Source organism: Aquirufa sp. (assembly GCF_044342065.1).
GTDB lineage: Bacteria > Bacteroidota > Bacteroidia > Cytophagales > Spirosomataceae > Aquirufa.
Genome location: NZ_JBIIQN010000003.1, coordinates 155815 through 178934, shown reverse-complemented (window position 1 = coordinate 178934; position 23120 = coordinate 155815). Strand labels below are relative to the sequence as shown.

Sequence of the window (23120 nt, the reverse complement as noted above, 5' to 3'; positions counted from 1 at the left end):
CATGTGGCCATTGAAAAATTATGTTGACAGTATAGGTAAGGGATTTTGATATACATGTAGATTTGTTTTTCCCGTATAGTGCAAGGGGCAACTAGGTAGTTCGCGAGGTAATTTTTTCTAGTGGGCGAATACCAAGAAAGGCTTTAGGATTAATAAGAACTTTTATTTAAAATAGTAACTTGGTTACTCGTTTAGTCTCCTAATTCATGAACAAACGCCAATTTCTCAAATCAACACTCGGACTTAGCCTCACACCGTCGCTGGTAAATTTACTTCGCCAACCCGCTGCTGCGGATGATGAAACCTTTTGGGCGCAAGTACGAAGCGCCTATCGGTTGAAACCAGATTATATTAACCTTGAGAATGGGTATTATAATATTCTCCCGGAAGAAACCCTTGAAAATCACTTCAAACATATTCGTGAGATCAATTACCAGGGTGCTTATTACATGCGCACCGCGCAATTTTCGGATCGAAAGGCGATGAGCCAACTCGTGGCAGATATTGTCCAATGTCCACCGGATGATTTGATTTTAACGCGAAACACAACTGAATCATTGGATATGATCATCGGTGGATATCCTTGGCAATCCGGGGATGAGGCCGTTTTTGCCATTCAGGATTATGGTGCGATGCAAGATATGTTTGACCAAGTAGCGCGGAGGCATGGGGTCGTATTGAAGAAACTTTCTTTGCCCATGCACCCCGCCAATGACGAGGAAATTGTCAACCTGTACGCGCGTGCCATTACGCCAAAGACCAAATTGCTTATGGTCTGCCACATGGTGAATATCACAGGGCAAATTCTGCCCATCCGTAAAATTTGTGACATGGCCCATGCCAAAGGCGTCGAAGTCATGGTCGATGGCGCGCATGCCGTGGCGCACATTGAATTCAATTTACTCGACTTGCATTGTGATTATTACGGTGCGAGTCTACATAAGTGGCTTGCCGTTCCATTAGGCGTAGGGATGCTGTATGTCAAACCGGAACATGTCAATAAAATTTGGCCTGTATTTGCAGAAAACGAAAGTTCAGCCAAAGGCATCGAGCGCCTGAATCACTTAGGAACAAATCCTGTGCATGCGCATTTGGCGATAAAGGATGCGGTTCATTTTTATCGCCAATTGGGACCTGCGCGCAAGGAGGCTCGTTTGCGATATCTCCAACAATACTGGACATCACAAGTGCGAAATATACCGGGAATTAATGTGAACACCCCAGCTGACCCTACGCGCCATGGAGCGATTGCCAATGTGGGGATCTCCAAACTGAAGCCGGCGGAATTAGCCAAAAGGCTTTTGGATGAGTTCAACATATACACCGTTGCCATCGATGGGAATGACGTTCATGGCTGTCGGATCACGCCAAATGTCTTCACGAGCATCGCAGAATTGGATCAGTTGGTACGGGCATTAAAAGCTTTGGCATAAAAAAAGGCAGCTCTTTCGAACTGCCTCTGCTTGTTTTATTTCCCTTTTTTCTGAGCGGCCATCCATTCCATGATGCTAACGGGTTTTCCGTTAATACGCACGGGAGAACCATCTAAATCAGTCCGAGGTAAGTTTTCATGAAGGTATACCCATGACCAGTGCCCGTTGTATTGATAGCCATTTCCTCCATAGAAATTCGTGATATCATTTACGTGGTCATAGTATGTAAAGTGAACATTCTTCGCACCTGCTGCACGAAGACGATCGAATACGGGCTCAACGGTCAATTTTGGAATAGTTGTCATATCATCTTTGGAATGCACAAACCAAATCGGTACCTGTTTGATTTTCTGAATATCAGCATCTGCAATATATTCTGAGCGATAGGCGAGCGCACTGATATAACCTGCTGCAAAATAATCCGGGTACAACAAAATCAATTTCAAGGCCATATATCCACCGTTTGAACATCCGCCCACATAAATGCGGTTGGCGTCAATTTTCGGATTAGCTTTCACGTAATCCTTAATTAAGGCCATTAAGCCTTCATTGTATACATCGTTGTCTTTTCCTTGAGTTCCCACCCCTTGCGCATTGTGCATCCAAGCACCTGGGCATTGCGGTGATAATACATAGGCCCCGTCGAAAATGGACTGAATCGCTGCTGAGGCATAATTAGCCGCTTTATTGCCCAGTAAAGGAATCGTAGGATCTGTTCCACCTTCTCCTCCGCCATGCAGCCAAATAATAAGTGGAGCTTTTTCTCGGCTTTCTTTGGGTGTGAATGTCGCGTAGGACATCGTCAGTTTATCGTTATACGTGAATTTTTTTGTCAAGTCGAATTGATCTACCAAAGGCATGATTTTTCCGCTAGGGCTGTCCCAAATTTGTTGGCTTTTCGTATGTAGCACCATGATGGAATAATCCACCCAAACATTTCCTTTCCCTCTGAAATATTGAATGGGAGAGGAGATGGTCAATTGCGGACCCACAGCCAAAACCAAGGTAATGTTTTTGCCCGTTTTAACCCGATTTCCTTGTTCGTCAGAAATATAAGCCGTAATGACATCCCGCTTGTTTTGTTCATCATTGATTGGTCCTATGGCTGATTTTCTGGATGCAAAAACTTGGTATTCAGCAGGGTTTACTTTGGAAGTAGTATCGGATAAATTTAGGATGACTTTGTTCACAGCTGCACCCCAGTCAAATCCTTCTACGACGATTTTATAGGTACCTGTGGGTTTGGAAAATCCATTCAGGCTAATTAGGCCTAAAAAGAAAGCAATGATAAGTTTTTTCATGTGTAATAGGTTTATATAAATTATCAGCAATGATAGTGTTTAATTACCTATGATTCAAAAAAATAGCCCGCTAATGCGGGCCATCTGTTAAAAGGCTTGATTTACCGTGACGATGAGTGACGGAATTGCTGGCCTGGAGGGTGTCGAAGTGGCTGGCGAAAAGGCAAGAAATACTTGGGGATTTGTAACGCTCCACATAATTTCTATTTGATCGGTTGCATTTAAGTTTTGAAAGAAATTCCATGAGGCAACGCTTGCCGTCGTTCCTACTCCACCCGAAACGATTAGTTCAGTTGCTGATGCAGGCACATTGACTCCATTTTTGCGTAACCAAATTTTTAATCTTTGAGCGGCTGTTCCGGCGTTACGGTCTATTTGAGCTGAGAAATGAATATTATAGATTCCGCCACTGGTAAATCTTAACTGGCTATTGTTTTGCACAGAAACGCCTGATGCGAAATCAGTAGTATTTAATTGCATGGCCGTAGCAGAATCTGCTGCTGCGGCTATTTGATTCGTTAGATCATAAAAGCTACCATAGGTGGCAGGGGTAAAGGCTCCCGTTCCATTGCCTCGCACCAATCCCGTTAATGTACTTACACCTGTTCCTCCATTAGCAACCCCAATATTTCCAATTAATTTAGATGACTGCATGGAAACAATTTTGGCATCCGTTACATTGGCATCTACTATTTTGGATGTTGTGACTGTGCTATCTGCCAAATTTGCAAATTTCACTGCATTGGCCGCAAGACGCGGGACTGTAGCAGTTCCGCTTAAATCTCCTGCCAATTGAATCTTACCCAATAGCGTTGTGGTGGCATTTGGCGTTGTTTGAGCGTCTACATACGTTTTAACCGCACGCTGTGTGGGGTATAAAGTGTCACTTGGTGCAGCAGCCCCGAGGTTGACTGCAGTGCTTCGATTTGCCAAATTCTCTTTGGTTGATAAGCCTGGTACGGTTGGTGCCGTGGCTGTCCCCGACAAGTCGCCTGCTAATTGAATTTTTCCTAATTGAACGGTTGTGGCATTCGGTGTTGTTTGCGCGTCGATGTAGGTTTTAACTGCTTTTTGAGTTGGGAAGAGGATATCACTTGAATTGGCTGCGCCTAAATCGGTCGCAATGCTTTTATTCGCGGTGTTCTCTTTTGTTGCTAACGCAGGAACGGTAGGCGCTGCTGCTGTGCCTGATAAATCTCCAGCTAGCTGGACTTTACCTAAAATTAAGGTTGTGGCATCCGGTGTTGTTTGTGCATCGATGTAGGTTTTAACCGCTTTTTGCGATGGATATAGCTCATCACTTGAAGTGGCAGCACCTAAGTTGGTGGCGATTGATTTATTCGCCAAATTCTCTTTCAAGGCCAAGGCCGGAACGGTAGGTGCGGAGGCTGTACCGGCTAAATCTCCCGCCAGTTGAATTTTACCTTGAATCAAGGTCGTTGCTTCCGGTGTAGTCTGGGCATCGATGTAGGTTTTTACGGCTTTTTGGCTTGGGAATAAAACATCACTAGCGTTTGCCGCGCCCAAATTTGCCGCAGTACTTTTGTTTGCCGTATTCTCTTTCGTCGTTAACGCCGGAACAGTAGGTGCGAAAAAGGTACCCGCTAAATCACCTGCCAAAATAAGTTTACCAGCAATACTGGTAGTGGCGTTAGGTGTAGTTTGTGCATCCACGTAGGCTTTAACCGCCCGTTGACTAGGGTAGAAACCATCCGTTGCATTTGCACCACCAAGGTTCGTGGCAGATGATTTGTTTTGAAGTCTTTCGTAGGTGAAATTCAAATTCGTAATGACTGTACTAAACTCATTATTTTGCGTTACTAACTGGTCTAAACGACGATTCTGAATGTCGTTTAAAAGATTGATATCGCGAATGGATTGATTGATTACGGCAACTTGTGAAGTGGTTTGTGAATTTGTGGCTAAAATGGTTTGAATATCCTCTTTGTTTTTGGAGATGTCGGATTTTAATGGATCGAGATCCTTGATTTTAACAACTTGAATATCGTCTGTAAATTGAGATAATTTCGTGGGTGCTGAGCGAACGTTTTGGTATTCAACACTCTCAGCGTACAATGCGTAAGCAGAATAGTTTAGTGCTTGTGTGCTAACCGTGGTGAATGTTTTTCCTTTATCGAAACTGACGTCTACTTTGAGTCTTTTGGGATTTGCATCCCACAACACAGCGTCAAACGAACTGAATTTTCCTGGTGTAGTAAATGCAGAAGCGCCTGCGGTATTTCCTGTTCCAATATTCAAGTTGACCAGTCCATAAGTATCCGTTTTGGTACATTGAACTTCTTGGTATTCCAACAGCCCTGTTTTGCTCAATAAGCTAAATTTAACGCATACATCGCTGGAGCCGTAAGGAAGGTTTGAAATGGTATTTCCGGGTACGTCTAATGGGTTCGGATTAAGAATAACAGCTTGATAATTTAAACTTTTGGTTTGGCCTAAACCAGCATAAGCCAAAAGAGACAATACAAGAATATGTAGATATGTTGACTTCATGCTCATTATGGATTGATTTTAACACCTATCGATAGGGTGTTGGGCATTAAACGTAAATGATTGACTGGATAATCGGGCTCTTTAACAGAACTTAAGGCTTGGAATTTTACAAAACCACTAACAAATTTACTTAGGTGATGTACCAATGCTATCGAATATCCTCCGTAAATACGGATTTTCGAAAATTGGGTTTGCTCATCTAATGGCAGGTATTGATTGCCAATTAGCTGGTTTCCATTCCACATTTTGGCTACTGAAACGATACCTTTTATATCCAAGGAAATGGCTTGGTTGATGGGTATTTCAGGGCCTAATTCACCGATTATTCCTAAATGGTCTGTATTGTAACTTAATGCTATACCTTGTGTACTTCCTACGCTGTTGTATTGATTGTAGGTAAATCCGAAGGCATATTTTACCGTGGGAATGAAAAGGGGTTTGTCGTCAATGTCGCTTGATCCAAATAGTTTGGAAACCTTTAAAAGGACATTTTCACGTTTTAATTGGGCGTGTAGACCGGAGGCAGGATTTAGGTAATCAACTATAGTGCCGTTGAGATTTTGGTATTGGTATTTGGTGGCATTTCCGCCAACTTCAAATACCAATTCTTGAGCGTACGCTTGCTGAATAAACAGGCTAGCGAGCAAGATAAAAAGTATGCGCATGAAAGTGTTATAACGTTTAACGAAGATACAAAAAAACTTTAAGGCAAGTACTTATTGGCCTGAGGATTTTCCGGCTATGTAGCCTGTTGTCCAAGCTGCTTGAAAATTAAAGCCTCCGGTGATGCCATCGATGTCCATCACTTCACCTGCAAAGAATAGTCCAGGGCTCAATTTACTTTCCATCGTATTTACGTCTATTTCCGCGAGATCGATACCGCCAGCCGTCACAAATTCTTCTTTAAAGGTTGTTTTTCCTTGTACCTCATAGCGATCATTGATGAGCGTATTAATAAGTTTATTGGCATTTTTGCCTACCAAATCGTGCCAGCGGGCCTCTAGTTTGATTTCGTTTTTCTCTAACAGATAAAACCATAATCGATTCGGAATTGGGAATGGGTTATGATTTTGAATCATCTTGGCTCCGTGTATTTTTTGTATGTGGATGAATTCTTGACGAAGGACCTCTTCTTTAGTCTCATCCAGCCAGTTGACAAGTATTGAAAATACATATTCTTTTTCAGCCAGAACCCGAGCACCCCAGGCGGAAAGCTGTAAGATGGCTGGACCACTCATACCCCAGTGTGTGATGAGGAGTGGACCGACTCCTAAAAGCTTTTGTCCTTCGATGCGAACACGTGCTTTTTCGACTACGAGACCCATCAGCGCCTTGATGGGTTCTTTGGGCATATTGAAGGTAAAAAGGGAAGGGACGGGTAAAATGATGTTGTGACCAAAAGACTCGATGGCAGTAAACCAGGTAGATTTCGGTTGGCCCCCCACCGTAATGATTATGCGGTCTGTCTGATATAAATCGTGGTTGGTTTCAATGACAAAACCTTGATCTTTTTTTCGAATATTTTCTACGGATTGGTTGGTAATCAATTCAATGCCCAAGCTTCTGGCCTCATGTAGAAAGCAGTCGATGATGCTTTGCGATTCATTTGAAAGGGGGAATATGCAGTTGTCGGGGTAGGTTTTTAATGCCACACCGCGTGATTCGAACCAATCTACCGTGTCTTGCGCATTGAATTGTTCAAAGGCTTTGCGAAGAAATTTTTCACCTCGTGGATAATGTTCAGAAAGCATGCGGGAATTAAACGTTGCATTGGTCACATTGCATCGTCCACCACCTGAAATTTTCACTTTGCCAAGGAATTTACTTGTTTTTTCCAAGATGCAAACGTGTGCTTCTGGAAAATGGGTTTTGGCAGAAATGGCAGCGAAGAAGCCAGCAGCTCCTCCACCGATGATGGTAATTTTCAATGCGCTAGATGCTAATGAGCTGCAAGATACGCAGGGCAGCTTCATTTTTTTTATTCATAGCCGCATTTAAATTTAGTTGGACTATTTCGTTTTGGGCATACTTTTAGACTGTCTGATTTAATTTTCTATGTGATTATTTTATCTTATAATAGCTTACTGCCGTTTAATAAATTCTATAAAATTGAAATTAAAATAAATGTAATTTGGTGTTTTGAATCAATGCTGAGCTAATGCGGAAGTTTATTTGTTTTCTGAATTTTATCTTGCTTTTTTCCTGTTCAAAGGAAATAATCCAGCATAAATTAACGGTCGATGCAATGCCAACGAATGGCGGCACGATATCTCCACCCAGTAATTCATACGAGCGTGGTCAGTCTGTTTCGTTGAATGCAACACCTGCTTCAGATTATATATTCAAAGAATGGCGGGGAAGCATTACCGGTACACAAAATCCAATCACTTTTTCAATGGATGCAGATAAACAAGTTACTGGGGTGTTTGAAAAAAAGGCTGTCATCCCAACGGTATCGATTGGAGAGAATCCATTGAATTTATCAAGTACGTCGGCAGATTTTGTAGTTAAAATTATTGATAATGGCGGTGGCACAATAGTTACTTCTGGTGTTTGTTGGAGTACATCACCTGTTCCAACCATCAATGATTTTAAATCGCTAAATCTTGACAACAAGGTTAGCGAATCTACGCTATCTTTAAAAGGTCTTTTAGGCGGGAAAACCTATTATGCGGCAGCCTTTGCAACGAATGCTGCGGGTACCTCATACAGTGCTGTTAAATCATTTAAAACAGTAAATCCAATTTCAATCGGGATATGTAAGTTGCCAGAGATGATGACGCGCGGAGATGTAGGTATTGGTTTCCCTAGAATTGCTAATCGTATGCGTTCCACAGGTACGGTCAAGGTTAATGTTGTTTTTGTTGATTTTAGTGATGCAGTTGCGGTCAAATCAACAGAACAGGTTTTTAAGGTTTTATCTCCTACTGGAGAAAATTATTTTAATGCTGTATCTTATGGAAAGTTGAATATTCAGTTTAATCCTATTCATAAATGGTATCGAATGTCTAAAGGCTCAGGCCAATATGGATGGGATAATTTGACCTTTGCTTTACATAAACAATATATTCAAGAGGCGGTCACACTTGCGGATCCAGATGTCGATTTTTCTGGTGCAGATGCAGTTATCATTATCGCTAACCCAGATGCCACGAAGTTGAAAAATGGACCCGCATTAACAGCTTTTCCTGGTCAGGGAATTAAGGCCGATGGGCGGGAATTTTTGAACAGTGCAACATCTGGTTATGATTTAAATTTTTGGGGAGGTCTATGGTTTAATCATGAATTTGGTCATAATATGTCTTTGGTTGATTTATATGCATATCAAGGGAATCCGCATCGATTTGTAGGTGAATTCAGTATTATGGGATTGATTAGTGGCGCGGGGCAAGATTTGTTCGCTTGGGAAAAATGGATTTTAGGCTGGATTTCGGATGATCAAATTGTCTGTACCAATACCGTAAATAGTGCTTATTTAACTCCTATAGAAACAGCTGGTGGAATAAAAATGTTAACAATGCCAATTAGCAAAACAGCAGCTATCGTTGTTGAGAGTAGGCGAAAACTGGGATATGACAGTAAAATTAGCAAAGAAGGCCCCTTGGTTTATGTAGTAGATACCAATATCGCCTCGGGAACGGGAACGATTAAGGTTTTACCTATTAACGAAACCGATATTCGAAAATTATCAGCACCCTTGTCAGTAGGTCAAGAGATTTCATATCTCAATTATACGATTAAATGTATTTCTTCTGATTCAAACGGTGATCTGGTTGAGATAAAAAGCAAATAAATTTAGTTTATTTATCATAGGTAAATTCCAAGGTAATAATCGATGCCTCGGGTATATTTATGACTCCATTTTTAGCGAGCTGATAAGCTAAATTCTGATCAATTGAAGTGGTATAGGTTTTAATTTCCCGCGGCGTAAGTCGTTCAAGCTGAAAGGCTTTCCCTGCATTTACAATCACCAAAACAACCGTTTTCTTGTCCGTATATCCGGAAATTAAACAATCGGATTGATTGATGCTCGCTTCTATGCGTTTCATACCCGGACGAATGAATCTTGAATAATTGCCCAATGCCCAAAGTGTTTTGGAATCGTATAGTTCTGCATTAAACTTATTTGCGTCATTTTCCCCTTTTGTTTCTCCATTAAAGGTATAAATCAATCCATCTTTGAAGTCATTGGCGCTGACGGCTAGCCACCAGCTCCATGATGTTGCCTGCGCATAGGTTAAGTCGGCATGTATAACCTTAGCGACATACAATGCTGTTTTCATTCCCAAATCAACGCCATTTCCCCTAATTTCACCTGCATTATCTCCGAGAATGCAGTATTCCGATTGCCAAAAGGCCAGATTGTTTTCTTTGATTTTATCGTTTACCGCTTGACGGGTTGATAAGAGTCTATCTTCAGGCGATGTAGTAAAGTAACTATGTCCGCTGATGACGCGTTCTACAGATGTCAGATTCCCTAGGTAGTTGGAAGATTCGGGTTTGAAAAAGCTTTCGATTTGACCATCTTGTTGCGGCCGATTGCTTTTCGGGTCAACTAAATAATTGAGTTGCGCTGCTTCCGGAATGATAATGCGCGTTTCGATTTTCGATTGTTGAAATTTTTCAGCCAGTTTTCGCGTCGCCCAAGCCAAATCTGAATTATTGATGGGTGTACCTTCTTGCGATGCTTCACCTGATTTATCTGGTCCCCAATCCCACTGGGGTTCATTGAATGGACTTACATAGGTGAATTTAAAATGCGTAGATACCTCGGTAAGAAATGATGTCCAAGCGTCAATTTTTTCTTTATTAAAGTTCCACTCACCTAATTTTCCACTCCCAATCGCAAGGCCATTGCGCGTCATTTGGACGGGCGAAGAATTCAAAAAGCCCAACGTATAGGGCACTCCGTATTTCTTTGCTGCTTCCAAGAAAAACTGTTGGCCCTGCTGCTTCGTCCAATCATATTTTCCGTCTGTCAAAAATGATTCGGCTCGCCTCCATTCCGATTTTATTTTACTTTGATTGGCTTGTTCTGAGCTCCCTGCACCGATATTAAATCGCCATAGCGAAAGTCCGATTCCTTTGGGCGTACCTGATGCGTCTGTTTCCTGACTAAATAGCCATTCAGCGATTTGCTTTTTTTTCTTTTCAGGATAGTATTTCCCTACCATGGCCATCGACCAGCAGTCGGAAGCCCCAAAGCTATGCATCGTCTGAAAGGTTTTTTGGGTATCGAATTTGATTTCTTGCCCCTTCGAAGCAAAACTCACTAAAATTAAAAAAAGGCTAAAGTACTTTTTCATCTAAATCGGGTAGAATCGATGACCAAACATAATCCAGCTTGAAAGACCACGAGCGCTCCGGTTCCATACCAAAACCACTCGCCACCCTGCAATTTGCTAATGCCTGCATCGATGGCAAGCGAAAGTCCAGATCCTGTCAGGATTAAGCCACTGGTGGCTTGTAATACCCAACGTGTTGTCGATTTATTTTTCATTTTTTGATAAATTAAGTAAGCTGGAATACAACGGTTTTCTTCGGTAAGATTCATCAAAAAGCAGCGGGTATTCTTTGGGTCTTTTGAAGTACCCGCGAAGCCAAGAATCTTTATCGCCTACGTTCCAGAAGGTAATTCCATATTGCTGTTTTTTAGGGATGCTTTGGTAAGATTGAAAGATGAATTCATATTTATTTTTTTGAGCCTCTTGGGCTGATTCAGTATAGACAAACGTTGAATCATTTTTGGGGTTAACGGCGATATCCAATTCCGAAAAATGAATGGCAAGTCCGGTTGCTTGTGACTGATGAATGACGCTGGCTAATTCTTCATTTTTCGAATGTATGTTGATATGCATCTGTAGCCCTAAACCATGAATAGGTATTTGACGTGCTTGAAGCTCTTTCACCAAATTCAATATGGCTTGCATTTTTTTAGGTTTGCCATCTTGTCCATAGTCATTGTAAAATAGGATGGCATTTGGGTCAGCCTCATGGGCCCATTGGAAACTTTTGGCAATGTAATCGGGGATATTTTTCGACCAAATCGATGGGCGCAAGGTCCCATCATCTAAGAAGGCTTCGTTGACTACATCCCAACCGGTGACTTGGCCCTTGAAATGTTTGGCTACTTCCTGTATGTGGTTTTTCAACATATTTTCCCAGGCCTGTGCATCACCTGAAAATTCAGTCATCCATTTGGGAACTTGATTATGCCAAACCAACGTATGGCCATGGATGCGTTTTTGCGTGGCCTGAGCAAATTTCACAATTTCATCCCCTTTGTTGAAATCAAAGCGATTGGCTTCCGGATGTACCATCATCATTTTCATGTGATTTTCAGCAGTTACGCTATTGAACTCCGTTTTTGCACGGTATTCGTAGGATTCGTTTTCGGCTAATAATCTTGGATTTAGTGATGCTCCTATGGGAAAGGGGAAGTGGTCTGTTAGAAAAGATTCCTGACCAAACGAAATTTGACCCAAGCAGATTAGCAGGCCTAAAAGTATATTTTTCATAAAATAGGTTTTCCGAAGATACAATTTTATGTGATTCCTTATGACTTGGCCTTCAAGGTAAGAATCATTTTTCGACAATATTAGATTTATCTTCAGATCATATCGTATACATACCATTCGTTACGTACATCTACCTGAACGGTAATGCCGTTTTTATGCCAGGATCAATTAACCCTAAATCCGTATATTGCTGAATAGCTTGAGGAAGCTGTTTCATCTGTAGTTTTGACCATCCAGTAATAGGTGGCTGCCGACTTTACTGGAATGCTCAGTGATTCCGTTTTGATCTTTTGTGCTGTGACTTCGCGGTTCTTCACTTTTGCGATATCAGTATCTACAAAAACCTCATAGGATAAAAATGAATTACCTGAATCCGGATCCGATCCAGACCATGTCAACTTTACTTGCCCTGCCGTTGCAGTAACTTGCTGGCCTGAAGCCGGAAATGTCAAACTTGCCGGAAAGGGCGCATAGCTGGATTGTCCTGCACCGCTTAAATAAAACTTCCATTTGGCGGAGCCTGTAGTTAACGCCGACTTATTTGATTTAGATATTACCTGCCATTCATAAGCGACACCTGTTATAAGGGTCACGTTTGCGGGGCTGGTGGGAAAACTTTTCGTTTCTGTGAAATTGGTTATCAAATTCGTGATTTTTAAATCATAACTCGTTGCGGATGCCACGGGTGCCCAAGTGAATTGAACTTCGTTTCCACTGGTATTGGTTCCTAGCAAGCAGACGGTATTGTTGGCCGGTTTGCTCAACTCCACCGCATCTGGTGCTTTTTCCGGAACGGCTGGAGTAACCATGGGCTCGTCTGTCTTTGCGTTACATGCCCAAACGAATAATGCCATGAGTAAAATGCGCAGGTTATTTCTCATAGTTTCATCAGTTTAACTTGTTGTTGGACTGTTTGTCCTTTCGCTTCAAGCAAGTAGGATCCAGCCGGTAAATGGCTTACATCCAACGATGTGATTCGATTGATGTCTAAAGTATAAGTATTATGAGACAATGTGCGACCTTGCAAATCATAAAGCGTAATTTCCACGCGAGAATCTCGTCCTGCCACATAAACGTTGACAGGTCCTATACAAGGATTTGGGAAGCATTGAATTTGTTCTGAACGGAAAATCTCTCGATTGAAAACGCCTTGGCAGTCTTGAGAAGTCCAAACGCGAATTTTATTGATTCCTTTTTCTAAATCGATGGACCAGCTTGACTCCTTCACCTCAACGGTTTTTGAATTTACTTGAATAAAATAAGATTCAGCACCTTGCAAAGCCAAGCTTATGCTTTGCTGATCTGGACTCGTGCTCGCTTGAACAATCAAAGGAGCCGGTTGTTTGATTTGAATATCAAATAGCTGAATATATTCTTTTTGGCCTTCGATGCTGATGGATAAATTATAATTTCCAATATCTAAGTTGTCCAAAGACTGTTTAGCTCCTGCCACGGCTTTGAGTGATTTTGTAAAGCCCCCAGGGCCTTTGATATCCACAAAATAGGTAAATTTCGTGTCCTTGAAGGTGATTTGCATCGCTCCATTTTTTATGCCTGGGCAGGTGGTCGCCGTAGCCTGAATGCTATAATTATTCGTGGCCATAGTAAATACGGGACAACCATTTATGTCCACCAAAGTTCCCAATGGTGTATTGGCACATTGGTCATACAAATCAGGTACACCGTCTGAATCTGCATCAGCAAAGGTGTCTTTAATGAGTTGTATTTTCTCAAATTCGCGATATAATATCTGATTATTATTGCTTTTGGACGAACCCATCCATTGATTCAAAATGGATGAATACACTTGACGATAATCAAATTGAACGGGTAAATCATCGTTCATTTTATACTCTTTTGGAATCACCGGATTTGTTCCAATCATACCGCCCAAAACAGCATTGCCAAATACAAACATCGGTGCTACCGTTCCGTGATCGGTCCCCCCGCTATTGTTGGAATGAATGGTACGTCCAAATTCGGATAAAGTTACTCCCACAACCCGGTCCCCGAGATTTTGCGCATCCAGGTTTTTCATAAACGTCACGATGGCATCATTGACTTGCTTCAATAATACCGCGTGCATGCCTTTGGTGTGGTCGCTTGCATCAACTTGTTGGTTATGGGTATCAAATCCACCAATCCGTAGCATGTATACCCGTGTATTCAAGCCACCTGATATGAGTTTTTGGATAATTTTAAATTGGTTGCCTAAATCATTTTCTTCGAAGGGAATGGGGGTAGTTCCTTTTCGGAAAGCTGATTGAACAACTGCGCCATACTCTTGAGATTGTCTTCCAATCAATTGTAAATAAGCCAAACGAGACCCTTGTAAGGTTTCGGGATAGGTATTTACGAATGGATTCATCAACTTATAAAAGCTGTCTGGATTACTATAGATCAAACTTGTGAAGGAGTTTTGACCTTGAAATAACAAGCTGGCTTGCCAAGAAATTTCGATCGACAGTGGATGTGGAAAATTAGCGTTGGGATAGGCCTGGGGATAATTAGGGTGTTGGGATTCGATATACCGAGCCATCCATCCAGAGGGCACATTGATGTCGGAATCAGAGCCCGACATCCAAATATCAGAAGACCGAAAGTGTGAATAATTGGGTTTAGCGTAACCTACCGACTGTATAATGGCTAATCGTTTTTCGTCGAGTAAATTGTTCAATCCGGCCATAGCAGGGTGTAAACCTGCAGACGTGCCCTTTATGGGTAGTATTTTGTTTTCTGGCAAGATGACCTTGGGTCTAACTTTCTGCAAATTGGCATATTGATCCAAAGGAATGACGGTATTTAAGCCATCATTTCCACCATCAAAACGCAGGATGATCAAAATTTTTCCTTTATCAGCGGTATTGGTTAAAAGCTCGCTTTGCGCAAACGCTTCCATTCCCGGGATGAAGGCTGGCATCGCTGCCAAATGGGCCATATTATGTAAAAAGTTACGTCTATTCATGGCTCCTTAATGTAAATGTGTTTCGCCAAATTGGAAAATTAATGTCATCGCTTGTGCAAGGCGATTCTGAATTACCTGTCGGTTTTCAGGCGTAGGATTCCCAAGAAAGGTATACCAAGCTCCAGTCCAATAATTGGTGTTGGTATTACCTTGCATAATCTTGTCAATAATCAGGGTTCGATTACTTTTTGAAATGGGAACATTAATTAAGCGTTCAATTAATTGGTCAACTAGCACGTCCAATTTCTCGGGATTTTCAAATTGACGAACGTATTCAGCTAAATCTACACGGACTAACATCCCTGTTTTGCTTGCGTTATTGTAATGTAGCCAATTGCCCCAGTTAAAAATGGAGTCGGTATATTGGGAGCGTTTGATAATGGTTTCTGAATTAATCCAAAACAAATCAAAGGCGGGTGTTTGGTAATAGGCAGGCCAGCCGGCTACATTGGGAGGGTCCCCAAGGTTCATGCCCAAATTACTCATTTGATATACGAGGCTAACGTAGCGCCTATATTCGTAATAAATTTCATCATTGCCTTTGATAAAAGGAGCAAACTTGTTGTCCAATAAAGGCATATCAAATTCTTTGGATAGGCCGAGGACAAAATCCGCGGGTGATTTGATGATGGCATTGTAATGCATGGAATCAAAGAAATGCTCACTGGATAATAAAGTTCGAAGCACTGGGAGGATTTCAAATTTGGCATCCCGGAAAATCTTGGCTAGTGGGGCAATAATTATTTCCTCGGTGGGCCCATCGATTATGGGATTGACGAAGAAACTGTAGATACGCCGACAAATATACAGAGCAATTTCATTGGTGTCGAAAATCATATCGATGGCTTCTCGTAATTCTCCATCGGCCCGATCTGGGTCATTTGATCCGGAAATTTTCCGATTACCATAAAAAGCGGAGAATTGTTTTACGCCGGTATCATGATTCCAATAGCTATTAAGGACTTCCGTTCGCCCTTCTTTTTTTTGTGATTTATCCCAATCAAAATACCATCCGGTTAAAAGGCGGGCCATTTCAGACACGTCACTTTCGGTAAATTTGGAATTTGGACCCTTGCCTACGGTGAATAATTCTTGTAACTCGCGGGCATAATTTTCATCAGGGGCTGCTTTGTTATTCTGGTTCCCATTCAAATAAACGAGCATGGCCGGGTCTAGGGTAATTTGGTAAATCAATTCCTTGTAGTTGCCTAAAGAATATTTGAATAAGGTATCCAAATATTGAAACGCAAACTTGCCAAATCCCGAATCTGTGATAGAAACAACTAATATATTATGGTAAAACAAGACCATTCTCCAGTGAATCGAAGTATTTTGCTTGGCTAATTGTTTGACAAACCAGGCCTTGGTACATTGTTTTCTTGTCCCCGATAATATGCCATCATCTTGAATAAATTCGGGTGCGGTGACCCAAACGCTACCTTTGGGGACATCTGCCTTAACCGCAGCTTCGTTGTCCATGATATCCAAGTAATAGTCGTTTATCGGCGGAGAGAAGGGTTTTTCTGGTGTTAATATTAGGTCAATGCATTGCTTCAGATTTAGATTTTTGATTTCTTGGTAACTCTTGTAGCTAAATCCAACAAGCGTCCGATTAAGCAAATGCATTTTTTGTGCTTTGCCAAACTCCCCTGCGTACGGAGAAAGTCCTTTTGTAGAGCCATAGGTGCGATTTTTACGAATACCCACGGTGTCTAAGCGAATGTTCTCTTTCGTAAATAAATCGACTAAATCAGGTGTTTGGCCCTTGGGTGTTTTCTCGTTTGCCATTTATTATTTCCTAAATAAGTTGTTTCTTGCAGCTATGAAACGCAGAAACTTCATTCAACATCTTTGCCCGGCGCTGACTGTCGCGCAACTGGCGCTCCTAAGTTCTTGTCAAGAAGAGGCGGAAACAGTCGTTCCTGCCACATCAGAAGATGAAAAAGAATTTAAACGTGTTTCAGCTTTATTTAATGACGAAGGCTTTTTGATTGAGGGTAAAAGTGTATTCGTCAATTTAGCGCATAAAAACTTCAGTAAGTTAGCAGATATTTCAGGTTTTAGCAATGTCCTTGAGGCAGGAATACTCTTAATCAAAACCGATAATACTACCATAAAAGCTTTTGATAATTGCTGCCCACATCAAGGTGCTCGAGCCTCTTGGGTTGTGGTTAATGGGCGCTTTAAATGTGAAAACCACGGTAATTCATACAATACCTCGGAAGTTAATTTAGTTACTTGTAGCTCCAATAGCATCTCAGGAGGACTCGTTCGTTTTCCCGTTACGCTATATAAAACTTATTTAAAGGTCCTAAAATCATAAACATTGCGTTTAAATCAGTGGCTAGATTTTGTGCTTGCTAGTAACTTTCTGTTAACTTGCTTACTATTAAGCAATTATGAGTGTACTCGAATGTTACTAAAAACCCTGAATCAAATGAAAAAATTGCTACCAATCATGCTGCTTTTGGCTTTTTTGTCGCCTATTTCCATGCTGGCACAAGGCCCCAAAGTTCTCGTTGTAACCGCCCATCCGGATGATGAGACCGGATTTTCAGTCACCATGTTTAAGATTACCCATGAATTAAAGGGTACTGTGGATATGGCCGTTATGACTGATGGGGGAGGAGGCTTTGCTGACTCGCAATTAGGTGCTATGTATTATGGACTAAACCTTACGGATTCGGTTGTTGCGCGGACTCATTTGCCCATGTTGCGTAAGCAGGAAATTTTGAATGCAGGTAAGATTATGGGGGTTCGAAATATTTATTTCATGGAGCAACCGGATGATTGGTATACCACGGATCCGACGCCTTACATCTCAGGGAAAAATTGGGAGATACCCTATGTGGAAAGAAGAATGGACCGTTTGTTAGCTGATCGTGCCTATGATTTCATCATAACGATGTTGCCTCATGCAGGTCAGCATGGGCATCATAAGACCGCAGTCCTAATGGCATTACGAGCAGTTCAGCGATTTAAGGGTGCAAATAAACCCATCATCATTGCCGGTAGTCCGCAATCTGCCACATCCAAGCCTGTCGAGTTTAGCATGTTGGAGGGTTTCCCAGAGACTAAAATCAAACCTAATTCACCCGTATTCACCTTGAATCGAGCATTTAAGTTTAAGGAAAATGATAAAGTAAGTTATAAAATTGTCGCGGATTGGGTGATTGCGGAGTATAAGTCGCAAGGTGCAATTCAAGAAAATGGAATACACAAGACGGATATGGAGACCTATCGATACTTTGATGTAAATGATTCAAAAGGAATTAAAGACGTTCAAAAGCTTTTTGATGATTTGGCTAAATCGGGTTTTGCTGCACCTTCAAAATAATTTAAAATTTCATGACCCAGTAGGAAATTTTTCACCCCACCTCAACACGTTGTTTTAATCAGTAAATGAGTTGAAATAATTTGTTCAGTCGCGGTATTTTCTTGTTTACTATACATAGTTACCGTTAAATAATTAATCTTATTTTATTTTGGATTTTTTTAATTTAAATGATAAATCGATAAGGTTTGTTATTTATTACGATTAAATCCATAAAACATATCCAATAAGTAAACGCATTCAAAATGAACAAGAAATATTTAGCATATGCTTTAATAGTATTAGGTGCTGCCGATTTGATAATGTGGGTAGCAAATGATTTTTCTTTTGGTTGGCTCGAGTTAGTTGTTGGTGTAGGTGTCATATCCAAGTATGGTGGATGGTTAATGATCTTAGCAGGTTTTTGGCTTTACAACCAACAAATAGCTTTGGACAAATCTGAAATTGATTTACTTACAGATTTAGATGATGGCGAGGAGATGTTGTTCAAACATGTAGGTATGTCAACAATAATTACCTTGACAAATAAGAAAATCATTTACAGAGCTCATAATTTGGAGCAAAAAGTCATTACTAATAACAACGATGTCATAGAAGAAGAGAAGGCTATTTTTGAGTATAATAATATGGAAACTGTACGTGCAGTTAAGACAAAAGATACTGGAAATTCTAAGTTAGCTAGGGCAGTAAGTGTTGAATTCGGAATTCAATTGGTGATGAAAGATGGCTCAATTAAAAATTTGCCAACTTCTAAATCAGAGTTGATTTGTGCACATATAATGAAACATTTAAAATAGAATAAGATGAAGTATTTACTATTGATTTTGGGATTATTTTTGTTCGTAGGCTGTAAATCAGAAATGGATAATAGTATAAAAAAGGGGTATTTTGATGATTGTCAGAAGGCTACGGTGGAGGAATTAGTTGATGGTTTTTTTGCCAATCCAGAATGGGAAAGTTTTGTATCTCCTGATGACAACAAATATCATTTGAATGTATCTGGTGAAATAACTTATGAAGATAAGCCTGCAAATGCTGTTATACAGTTTGAGATAAATGATGACAAAACGTGGGAAATTAATGCATTTGAAATAAATGGGGAAGGCCAAACAGAGGACATGATCAGTGATTTAGTTGTTGGAATGTGCAATGAAGCTGATGAAAAAAAAACAGGTAAATAAATTTAATTGATATTAGTTGAGCCTAGAAACAACTTTAATAAACAGGGTTAATTCATAGAACCATATCTACGAAAAAATAAACTTGTTAACTATGAACTATTATTTACACGTACTCCAAAATTATGCAACATTTAAAGGCAGAGCTAGAAGAAGCGAATATTGGTACTTTACCTTGTTTAATGCATTAATTACATTTGGCATAGGCTTAATAGCGCTTTATACGAGTGCTTACCTTTCAAATATTTACACACTTGCTACGATTATACCCTCTATTGCAGTCGGTGTTAGAAGAATGCATGACGTAGATAAAAGTGGCTGGTTTATTCTAATTCCATTTTATAACCTGTATTTAGCCTGTACGGAAGGAACAAAAGGTGCTAATTCATATGGGGAAGATCCGAAAGAACAAAAAGTATAGCTTTAGTCAATGTGATTCTTTAAAATGATTTATCAGTAAAATTGGCCCAAAATGGGCCAATTTTATTTATAATAAGTGGTACCGTTTAATAAATACTAATTTTGATAAATTGATAGAAATAAAAAATTAAGTATTTTGTATTTTTAGGTCAATTTCCTATTGTTTTTGCGAAAATATACGTATTTGTTGGTATGCTTATTTCTTGTTTCCATGCAATGTTTGGGGCAAGAACTGGTGGATATTCCTATTACAGGAGATTGGGAAAGTGCAGGTTCTTTGTATGAAAATGAAGAGCTCATTGTTGAGGTTGATTATAAATTATCATTACTAGCTTGCGATAGTAAATCAGAATTTGGGAATTCAAACCATTTGTATCGATTTCGGATTACTTCAAAAAAGCCGACTAAGCAAATCGAAGACAAGTTCTTGTCATTTATTTTGATTTTTCAGGATTGTCAAGGCGTAGTTATCTGTAAAACGGCTAATGTCAACATAGGTATTCGTCGAAAAAATGATGTTTGGGATGGAGTTCAGCCTTTAGCTGATCCGAATGGGGATAATTCGTTTGTAGGTAAAAAATTATTGGTTCCTTTCGGTGAGGTGCGAATAAGCAAGCAAAAGAATTCTACCAAGGATGGGGAGTGTTATGCGAAAGTCGCCCATTTATTAGAGAAAAAGAAAGTAGAAGAAAAGCCTGCTCCACCTAAGGAGCCCGAAAAGGAGGATGTTGAAAATCCAATGATTTCGGATAGTCAATTTTATCCTGAAATTAAAATCATCAAGGACGCGAAGATGCGTATTGAGCCGGATGTGTTCTCCAGTGCGGTGGGAACCTTAACGGCATCTAAAAAAGTAGCGCTTATAGGCCAAGAAGATGCTTTTTGGAAGATAAAATTCAAAGATCGCGAAGGATACATTTTGATTGCGGATCAAAATATTGATGAAAAAGATGCTCGTGCTAAATTGCAGGCAGCATTTGCAAAGGAGCAAACAGAAATCAATAAGTTGGCGGAGGCGCAAAAACAAGCAATGGAGGAGGCCAAACCGCTTTCACAACCTGAACCACCAAAAGCGGTGGCACAAGCTACGCCAACTAAACCCATCGAAAAGCCAGCACCCCTTGTGCTGAAAGTGGATGAGGTGATCTTGTTAAAGGATGTAGGCTTTAAGACGACGTTGATTCAAACGAAAAAACCGACGATTATTCCTAAAGATGAGGTGATTAAGGTGACAGGTTATGATTCGAATCATTGGCAGATTCTCTACCAGGGGAAATTGGGATTCATAGTGGATGAAGCCCAACTATTTGTCATAAAACGAAGTGTTTTAAGTTATAAAGAGCAATATGAAGCTAAATTGAAGCAGTTGGCTGCGGAATCGGAACCGGTAAAAACTACCCTTAGTCCAAGTCCACAACCCAATAGTGTTGTTTTGGATCGGGAAGCGAAATTACGTAAAACGCCTGAATATGGATCAGCGGCAAAATCGATTGCTGCCTTTGAAACCATTCAGGTCGAAGGATTTATTAATCGTCATTGGAAAGTAAACCACAAAGGGGAGGTCGGTTATATGGCGGATGATATGTTGTATTTCAAGGAAACGGAATACCTACTAACGCTTAAAGCCAACCCACTGAAGCCGGTTGCCAAACAACAGGAAGTTGAGGCAGATTCTGATGTGCCGGTATATCCTGGCGGCTTGGTAGAATTAAATAAAGACATTGTTTCAAAAATGGAATATGATTTTAACTCGCGAAAAGGTAAGGTGTTGCGCGTATTGTATGAAGTGACTGTCAATGAAAAAGGAATGATTGAATCAATTACGACGGAAAATTCAATTAGTTTGGCAATGGATGAAGTTGTGGCAAATGCCGTTAAATTAATTAAACCATTTAAACCAGCAAGGAAAAATGGGGTTCCGATTAAATCCAAGCTAAAGTTTACGTTTGAGTTGAAATAGATGAAATCGGTACTATCTAAGGGATACAAAGCAAAAGGGCTGCATGTTTCGCTCAACTATTAAAATCGTATGAGTTACCTAGGACATGTATTTTGAAAAAAATACCTCTTGAAAATAAGTAATAATCTTAGTATTGTCCTTTTCCTACCACTTTTAACTTCACCGCATATTGTTTTCTTCCATCCATGGAAGTCCATAAACCTGTTACCGTTTGCCCTACGCTTTTATTCCAGTCGTAAATCAAAAAATAACCAGTTTCTTTGTTATTAACTCGCTCAACGATAATGCCCTCTTCTTCTGAACAAAGATCAATGTATTTTTTATTGGTTCCGTAATGGTATTTACCAATCACAAGACATCTGGAGGCTCCTCCATAAGGAACAGCAAGTGTCATGAAAATATCATATTTGCCTATGGTCCCTTTGAGTTTTGTTTCCTCTGTCCAGATTGTTTGCGCGTTGGCAAAGATTGAAATGAATAGTAGCCCCGTTACTAGTAAATACTTTTTCATATACGTTCGAATTATTGAATTACAAAAGCAAAGTAAAGGATAAATTCTTATTGAAGTTCAATTAGATTGGCCTATTTATTATATGGTATTTTATTCAAGTTGGCTGTGCCAATACCCCGGTTTAGTTTACATCCCTACGATTAGTTCTATTTTTTGAATTAACTCTTTGGCCTATGGGAAGCCAAATAAAATCAATGCGCTGAAGTTGAGTTGTTCCATTTTCAGTATTTGGAACAAATTACGTAGTTAGCTGCGTTTAACACGCTGTTTAATTCACTACGTTCATGCTTCAAAATATAAACTAAACGCATAAAAAAATGAAAAAATTATTGATGATGATCGCTCTTGCGACAGCGATGTTTGACTGTAACCCCAAAACAGAAACAAGTAAATCAGGAGATGCTACATCGGATGCACTTGGTGGAACGATGACCAGTTTGGATGATAAATCCAAAGCGATTGAAGCCCAACTGAAAGCTTACGCCGATCAAGACACCACTTGGTCAGGTGATGCATTTGCGGATAACATTCAAGTGTATTACCCAAGTGACACGCTTGTGGACATTCAAGATAAAAAAGCATTTTTGGCCGATTTTAAGGGCCAATATAAAAATTGGACAAATGTCAAATTTGATCGTCTTCGCGTCATTACATTGAAGTTAAATAACGGAGAGGTATGGACTAATGTATGGGGTGTGATGTTGGCAAAAGGCAGTTTTACTGGGAAAGATATTTTAATTCCATTGCATCGTGCGATGTTGTGGCAAAATGACAAGGTTGTTCGTGACATCCATTTGTATGATACTAAATTGATTATGGAGGAGTTAGCAGCCAGAGCAGCTGCTGAGAAATAAAGCTATCAATTGTGATAAAGTTTGAGGGAAGGCAATGGCCTTCCCTTTTTTGTATCCCAATGTTCGATGCGAATCGGATGCAATTAAAACTTGAATGCTGTTTGATATACTGATGGGGGCCTTGAAAGGTATTTT

The 23120-nt window shown here is 40.3% G+C and carries 20 protein-coding genes; 9 read left to right on the top strand and 11 right to left on the bottom strand.

Features of this window, described 5'->3' with window-relative positions; genetic code table 11:
- Nucleotides 1–206 precede the first annotated feature (206 nt).
- Entirely contained in the window at nt 207–1433 is a 1227-nt protein-coding gene (locus tag ACIQZ2_RS02535) for an aminotransferase class V-fold PLP-dependent enzyme (protein ID WP_395767262.1), read from the top strand.
- A gap of 35 nt (nt 1434–1468) precedes the next feature.
- On the opposite strand, the gene ACIQZ2_RS02530 is transcribed toward ACIQZ2_RS02535, so the two are convergent.
- The 4 genes from ACIQZ2_RS02530 to ACIQZ2_RS02515 all read right to left on the bottom strand — a co-directional run bounded on the left by ACIQZ2_RS02530 (nt 1469) and on the right by ACIQZ2_RS02515 (nt 7218).
- Nucleotides 1469–2734, bottom strand: coding sequence for an alpha/beta hydrolase-fold protein (locus ACIQZ2_RS02530; protein WP_395767261.1), 1266 nt, complete (start codon nt 2732–2734; stop codon nt 1469–1471).
- A gap of 87 nt (nt 2735–2821) precedes the next feature.
- Nucleotides 2822–5245 carry a hypothetical protein gene (locus ACIQZ2_RS02525; RefSeq protein ID WP_395767260.1) on the bottom strand — a complete coding sequence of 808 codons (2424 nt, stop codon included), beginning with the start codon at nt 5243–5245 and terminating at the stop codon, nt 2822–2824.
- 5 nt (nt 5246–5250) lie between these two features.
- Nucleotides 5251–5910 carry a hypothetical protein gene (locus ACIQZ2_RS02520; protein WP_395767259.1) on the bottom strand — a complete coding sequence of 220 codons (660 nt, stop codon included), beginning with the start codon at nt 5908–5910 and terminating at the stop codon, nt 5251–5253.
- Nucleotides 5911–5961: 51 nt separating this feature from the next.
- Nucleotides 5962–7218, bottom strand: a complete 1257-nt coding sequence (locus ACIQZ2_RS02515) for an NAD(P)/FAD-dependent oxidoreductase (protein ID WP_395767258.1) — start codon at nt 7216–7218, stop codon at nt 5962–5964.
- 185 nt (nt 7219–7403) lie between these two features.
- On the opposite strand from ACIQZ2_RS02515, the gene ACIQZ2_RS02510 reads away from it, so the two are divergent.
- Nucleotides 7404–9038, top strand: coding sequence for a M6 family metalloprotease domain-containing protein (locus ACIQZ2_RS02510; protein ID WP_395767257.1), 1635 nt, complete (start codon nt 7404–7406; stop codon nt 9036–9038).
- Between the two features lie 7 nt (nt 9039–9045).
- Here the strand turns inward: ACIQZ2_RS02510 and ACIQZ2_RS02505 are convergent, their stop codons facing one another.
- The 6 genes from ACIQZ2_RS02505 to ACIQZ2_RS02480 form a co-directional block, all read right to left on the bottom strand.
- Nucleotides 9046–10551, bottom strand: coding sequence for a glycoside hydrolase (locus ACIQZ2_RS02505; RefSeq protein WP_395767256.1), 1506 nt, complete (start codon nt 10549–10551; stop codon nt 9046–9048).
- The gene (locus ACIQZ2_RS02500) at nt 10548–10745 is read right to left on the bottom strand and encodes a hypothetical protein (RefSeq protein WP_395767255.1); all 198 of its coding nucleotides are present in this window, start codon (nt 10743–10745) and stop codon (nt 10548–10550) included. Before ACIQZ2_RS02500 ends, ACIQZ2_RS02505 begins: the two co-directional genes overlap by 4 nt.
- On the bottom strand, nt 10735–11763 hold the full coding sequence (locus tag ACIQZ2_RS02495; protein WP_395767254.1) for an endo-1,4-beta-xylanase: 1029 nt from the start codon (nt 11761–11763) through the stop codon (nt 10735–10737). Before ACIQZ2_RS02495 ends, ACIQZ2_RS02500 begins: the two co-directional genes overlap by 11 nt.
- 164 nt (nt 11764–11927) lie before the next feature.
- Nucleotides 11928–12644: a hypothetical protein gene (locus ACIQZ2_RS02490; RefSeq protein WP_395767253.1), complete on the bottom strand. Its 717-nt coding sequence runs from the start codon at nt 12642–12644 to the stop codon at nt 11928–11930.
- Nucleotides 12641–14728 (bottom strand): DUF1501 domain-containing protein, encoded by a 2088-nt coding sequence (locus ACIQZ2_RS02485; RefSeq protein ID WP_395767252.1) that lies wholly within the window; start codon nt 14726–14728, stop codon nt 12641–12643. Before ACIQZ2_RS02485 ends, ACIQZ2_RS02490 begins: the two co-directional genes overlap by 4 nt.
- Before the next feature lie 6 nt (nt 14729–14734).
- A complete protein-coding gene (locus ACIQZ2_RS02480) occupies nt 14735–16516 on the bottom strand; it encodes a DUF1800 family protein (protein ID WP_395767251.1) in 1782 nt (593 codons plus the stop codon).
- A gap of 34 nt (nt 16517–16550) precedes the next feature.
- Here ACIQZ2_RS02480 and ACIQZ2_RS02475 point away from each other — a divergent pair, with 34 nt between their 5' ends.
- The 6 genes from ACIQZ2_RS02475 to ACIQZ2_RS02450 all read left to right on the top strand — a co-directional run bounded on the left by ACIQZ2_RS02475 (nt 16551) and on the right by ACIQZ2_RS02450 (nt 21620).
- Entirely contained in the window at nt 16551–17051 is a 501-nt protein-coding gene (locus ACIQZ2_RS02475; protein ID WP_395767250.1) for a Rieske 2Fe-2S domain-containing protein, read from the top strand.
- A gap of 114 nt (nt 17052–17165) precedes the next feature.
- Nucleotides 17166–18065 (top strand): PIG-L family deacetylase, encoded by a 900-nt coding sequence (locus ACIQZ2_RS02470; protein ID WP_395767249.1) that lies wholly within the window; start codon nt 17166–17168, stop codon nt 18063–18065.
- A 242-nt stretch (nt 18066–18307) separates the two neighbouring features.
- Nucleotides 18308–18859 carry a hypothetical protein gene (locus ACIQZ2_RS02465; RefSeq protein WP_395767248.1) on the top strand — a complete coding sequence of 184 codons (552 nt, stop codon included), beginning with the start codon at nt 18308–18310 and terminating at the stop codon, nt 18857–18859.
- A gap of 6 nt (nt 18860–18865) precedes the next feature.
- Nucleotides 18866–19243 carry a hypothetical protein gene (locus ACIQZ2_RS02460; protein ID WP_395767247.1) on the top strand — a complete coding sequence of 126 codons (378 nt, stop codon included), beginning with the start codon at nt 18866–18868 and terminating at the stop codon, nt 19241–19243.
- Between the two features lie 91 nt (nt 19244–19334).
- Nucleotides 19335–19661, top strand: a complete 327-nt coding sequence (locus ACIQZ2_RS02455; RefSeq protein ID WP_395767272.1) for a DUF805 domain-containing protein — start codon at nt 19335–19337, stop codon at nt 19659–19661.
- 165 nt (nt 19662–19826) lie between these two features.
- Nucleotides 19827–21620: a hypothetical protein gene (locus tag ACIQZ2_RS02450; protein WP_395767246.1), complete on the top strand. Its 1794-nt coding sequence runs from the start codon at nt 19827–19829 to the stop codon at nt 21618–21620.
- 127 nt (nt 21621–21747) lie between these two features.
- On the opposite strand, the gene ACIQZ2_RS02445 is transcribed toward ACIQZ2_RS02450, so the two are convergent.
- Entirely contained in the window at nt 21748–22131 is a 384-nt protein-coding gene (locus ACIQZ2_RS02445; protein ID WP_395767245.1) for a hypothetical protein, read from the bottom strand.
- 317 nt (nt 22132–22448) lie between these two features.
- Here ACIQZ2_RS02445 and ACIQZ2_RS02440 point away from each other — a divergent pair, with 317 nt between their 5' ends.
- Nucleotides 22449–22985, top strand: a complete 537-nt coding sequence (locus ACIQZ2_RS02440; protein ID WP_395767244.1) for a hypothetical protein — start codon at nt 22449–22451, stop codon at nt 22983–22985.
- The last annotated feature ends 135 nt before the right edge of the window (nt 22986–23120 follow it).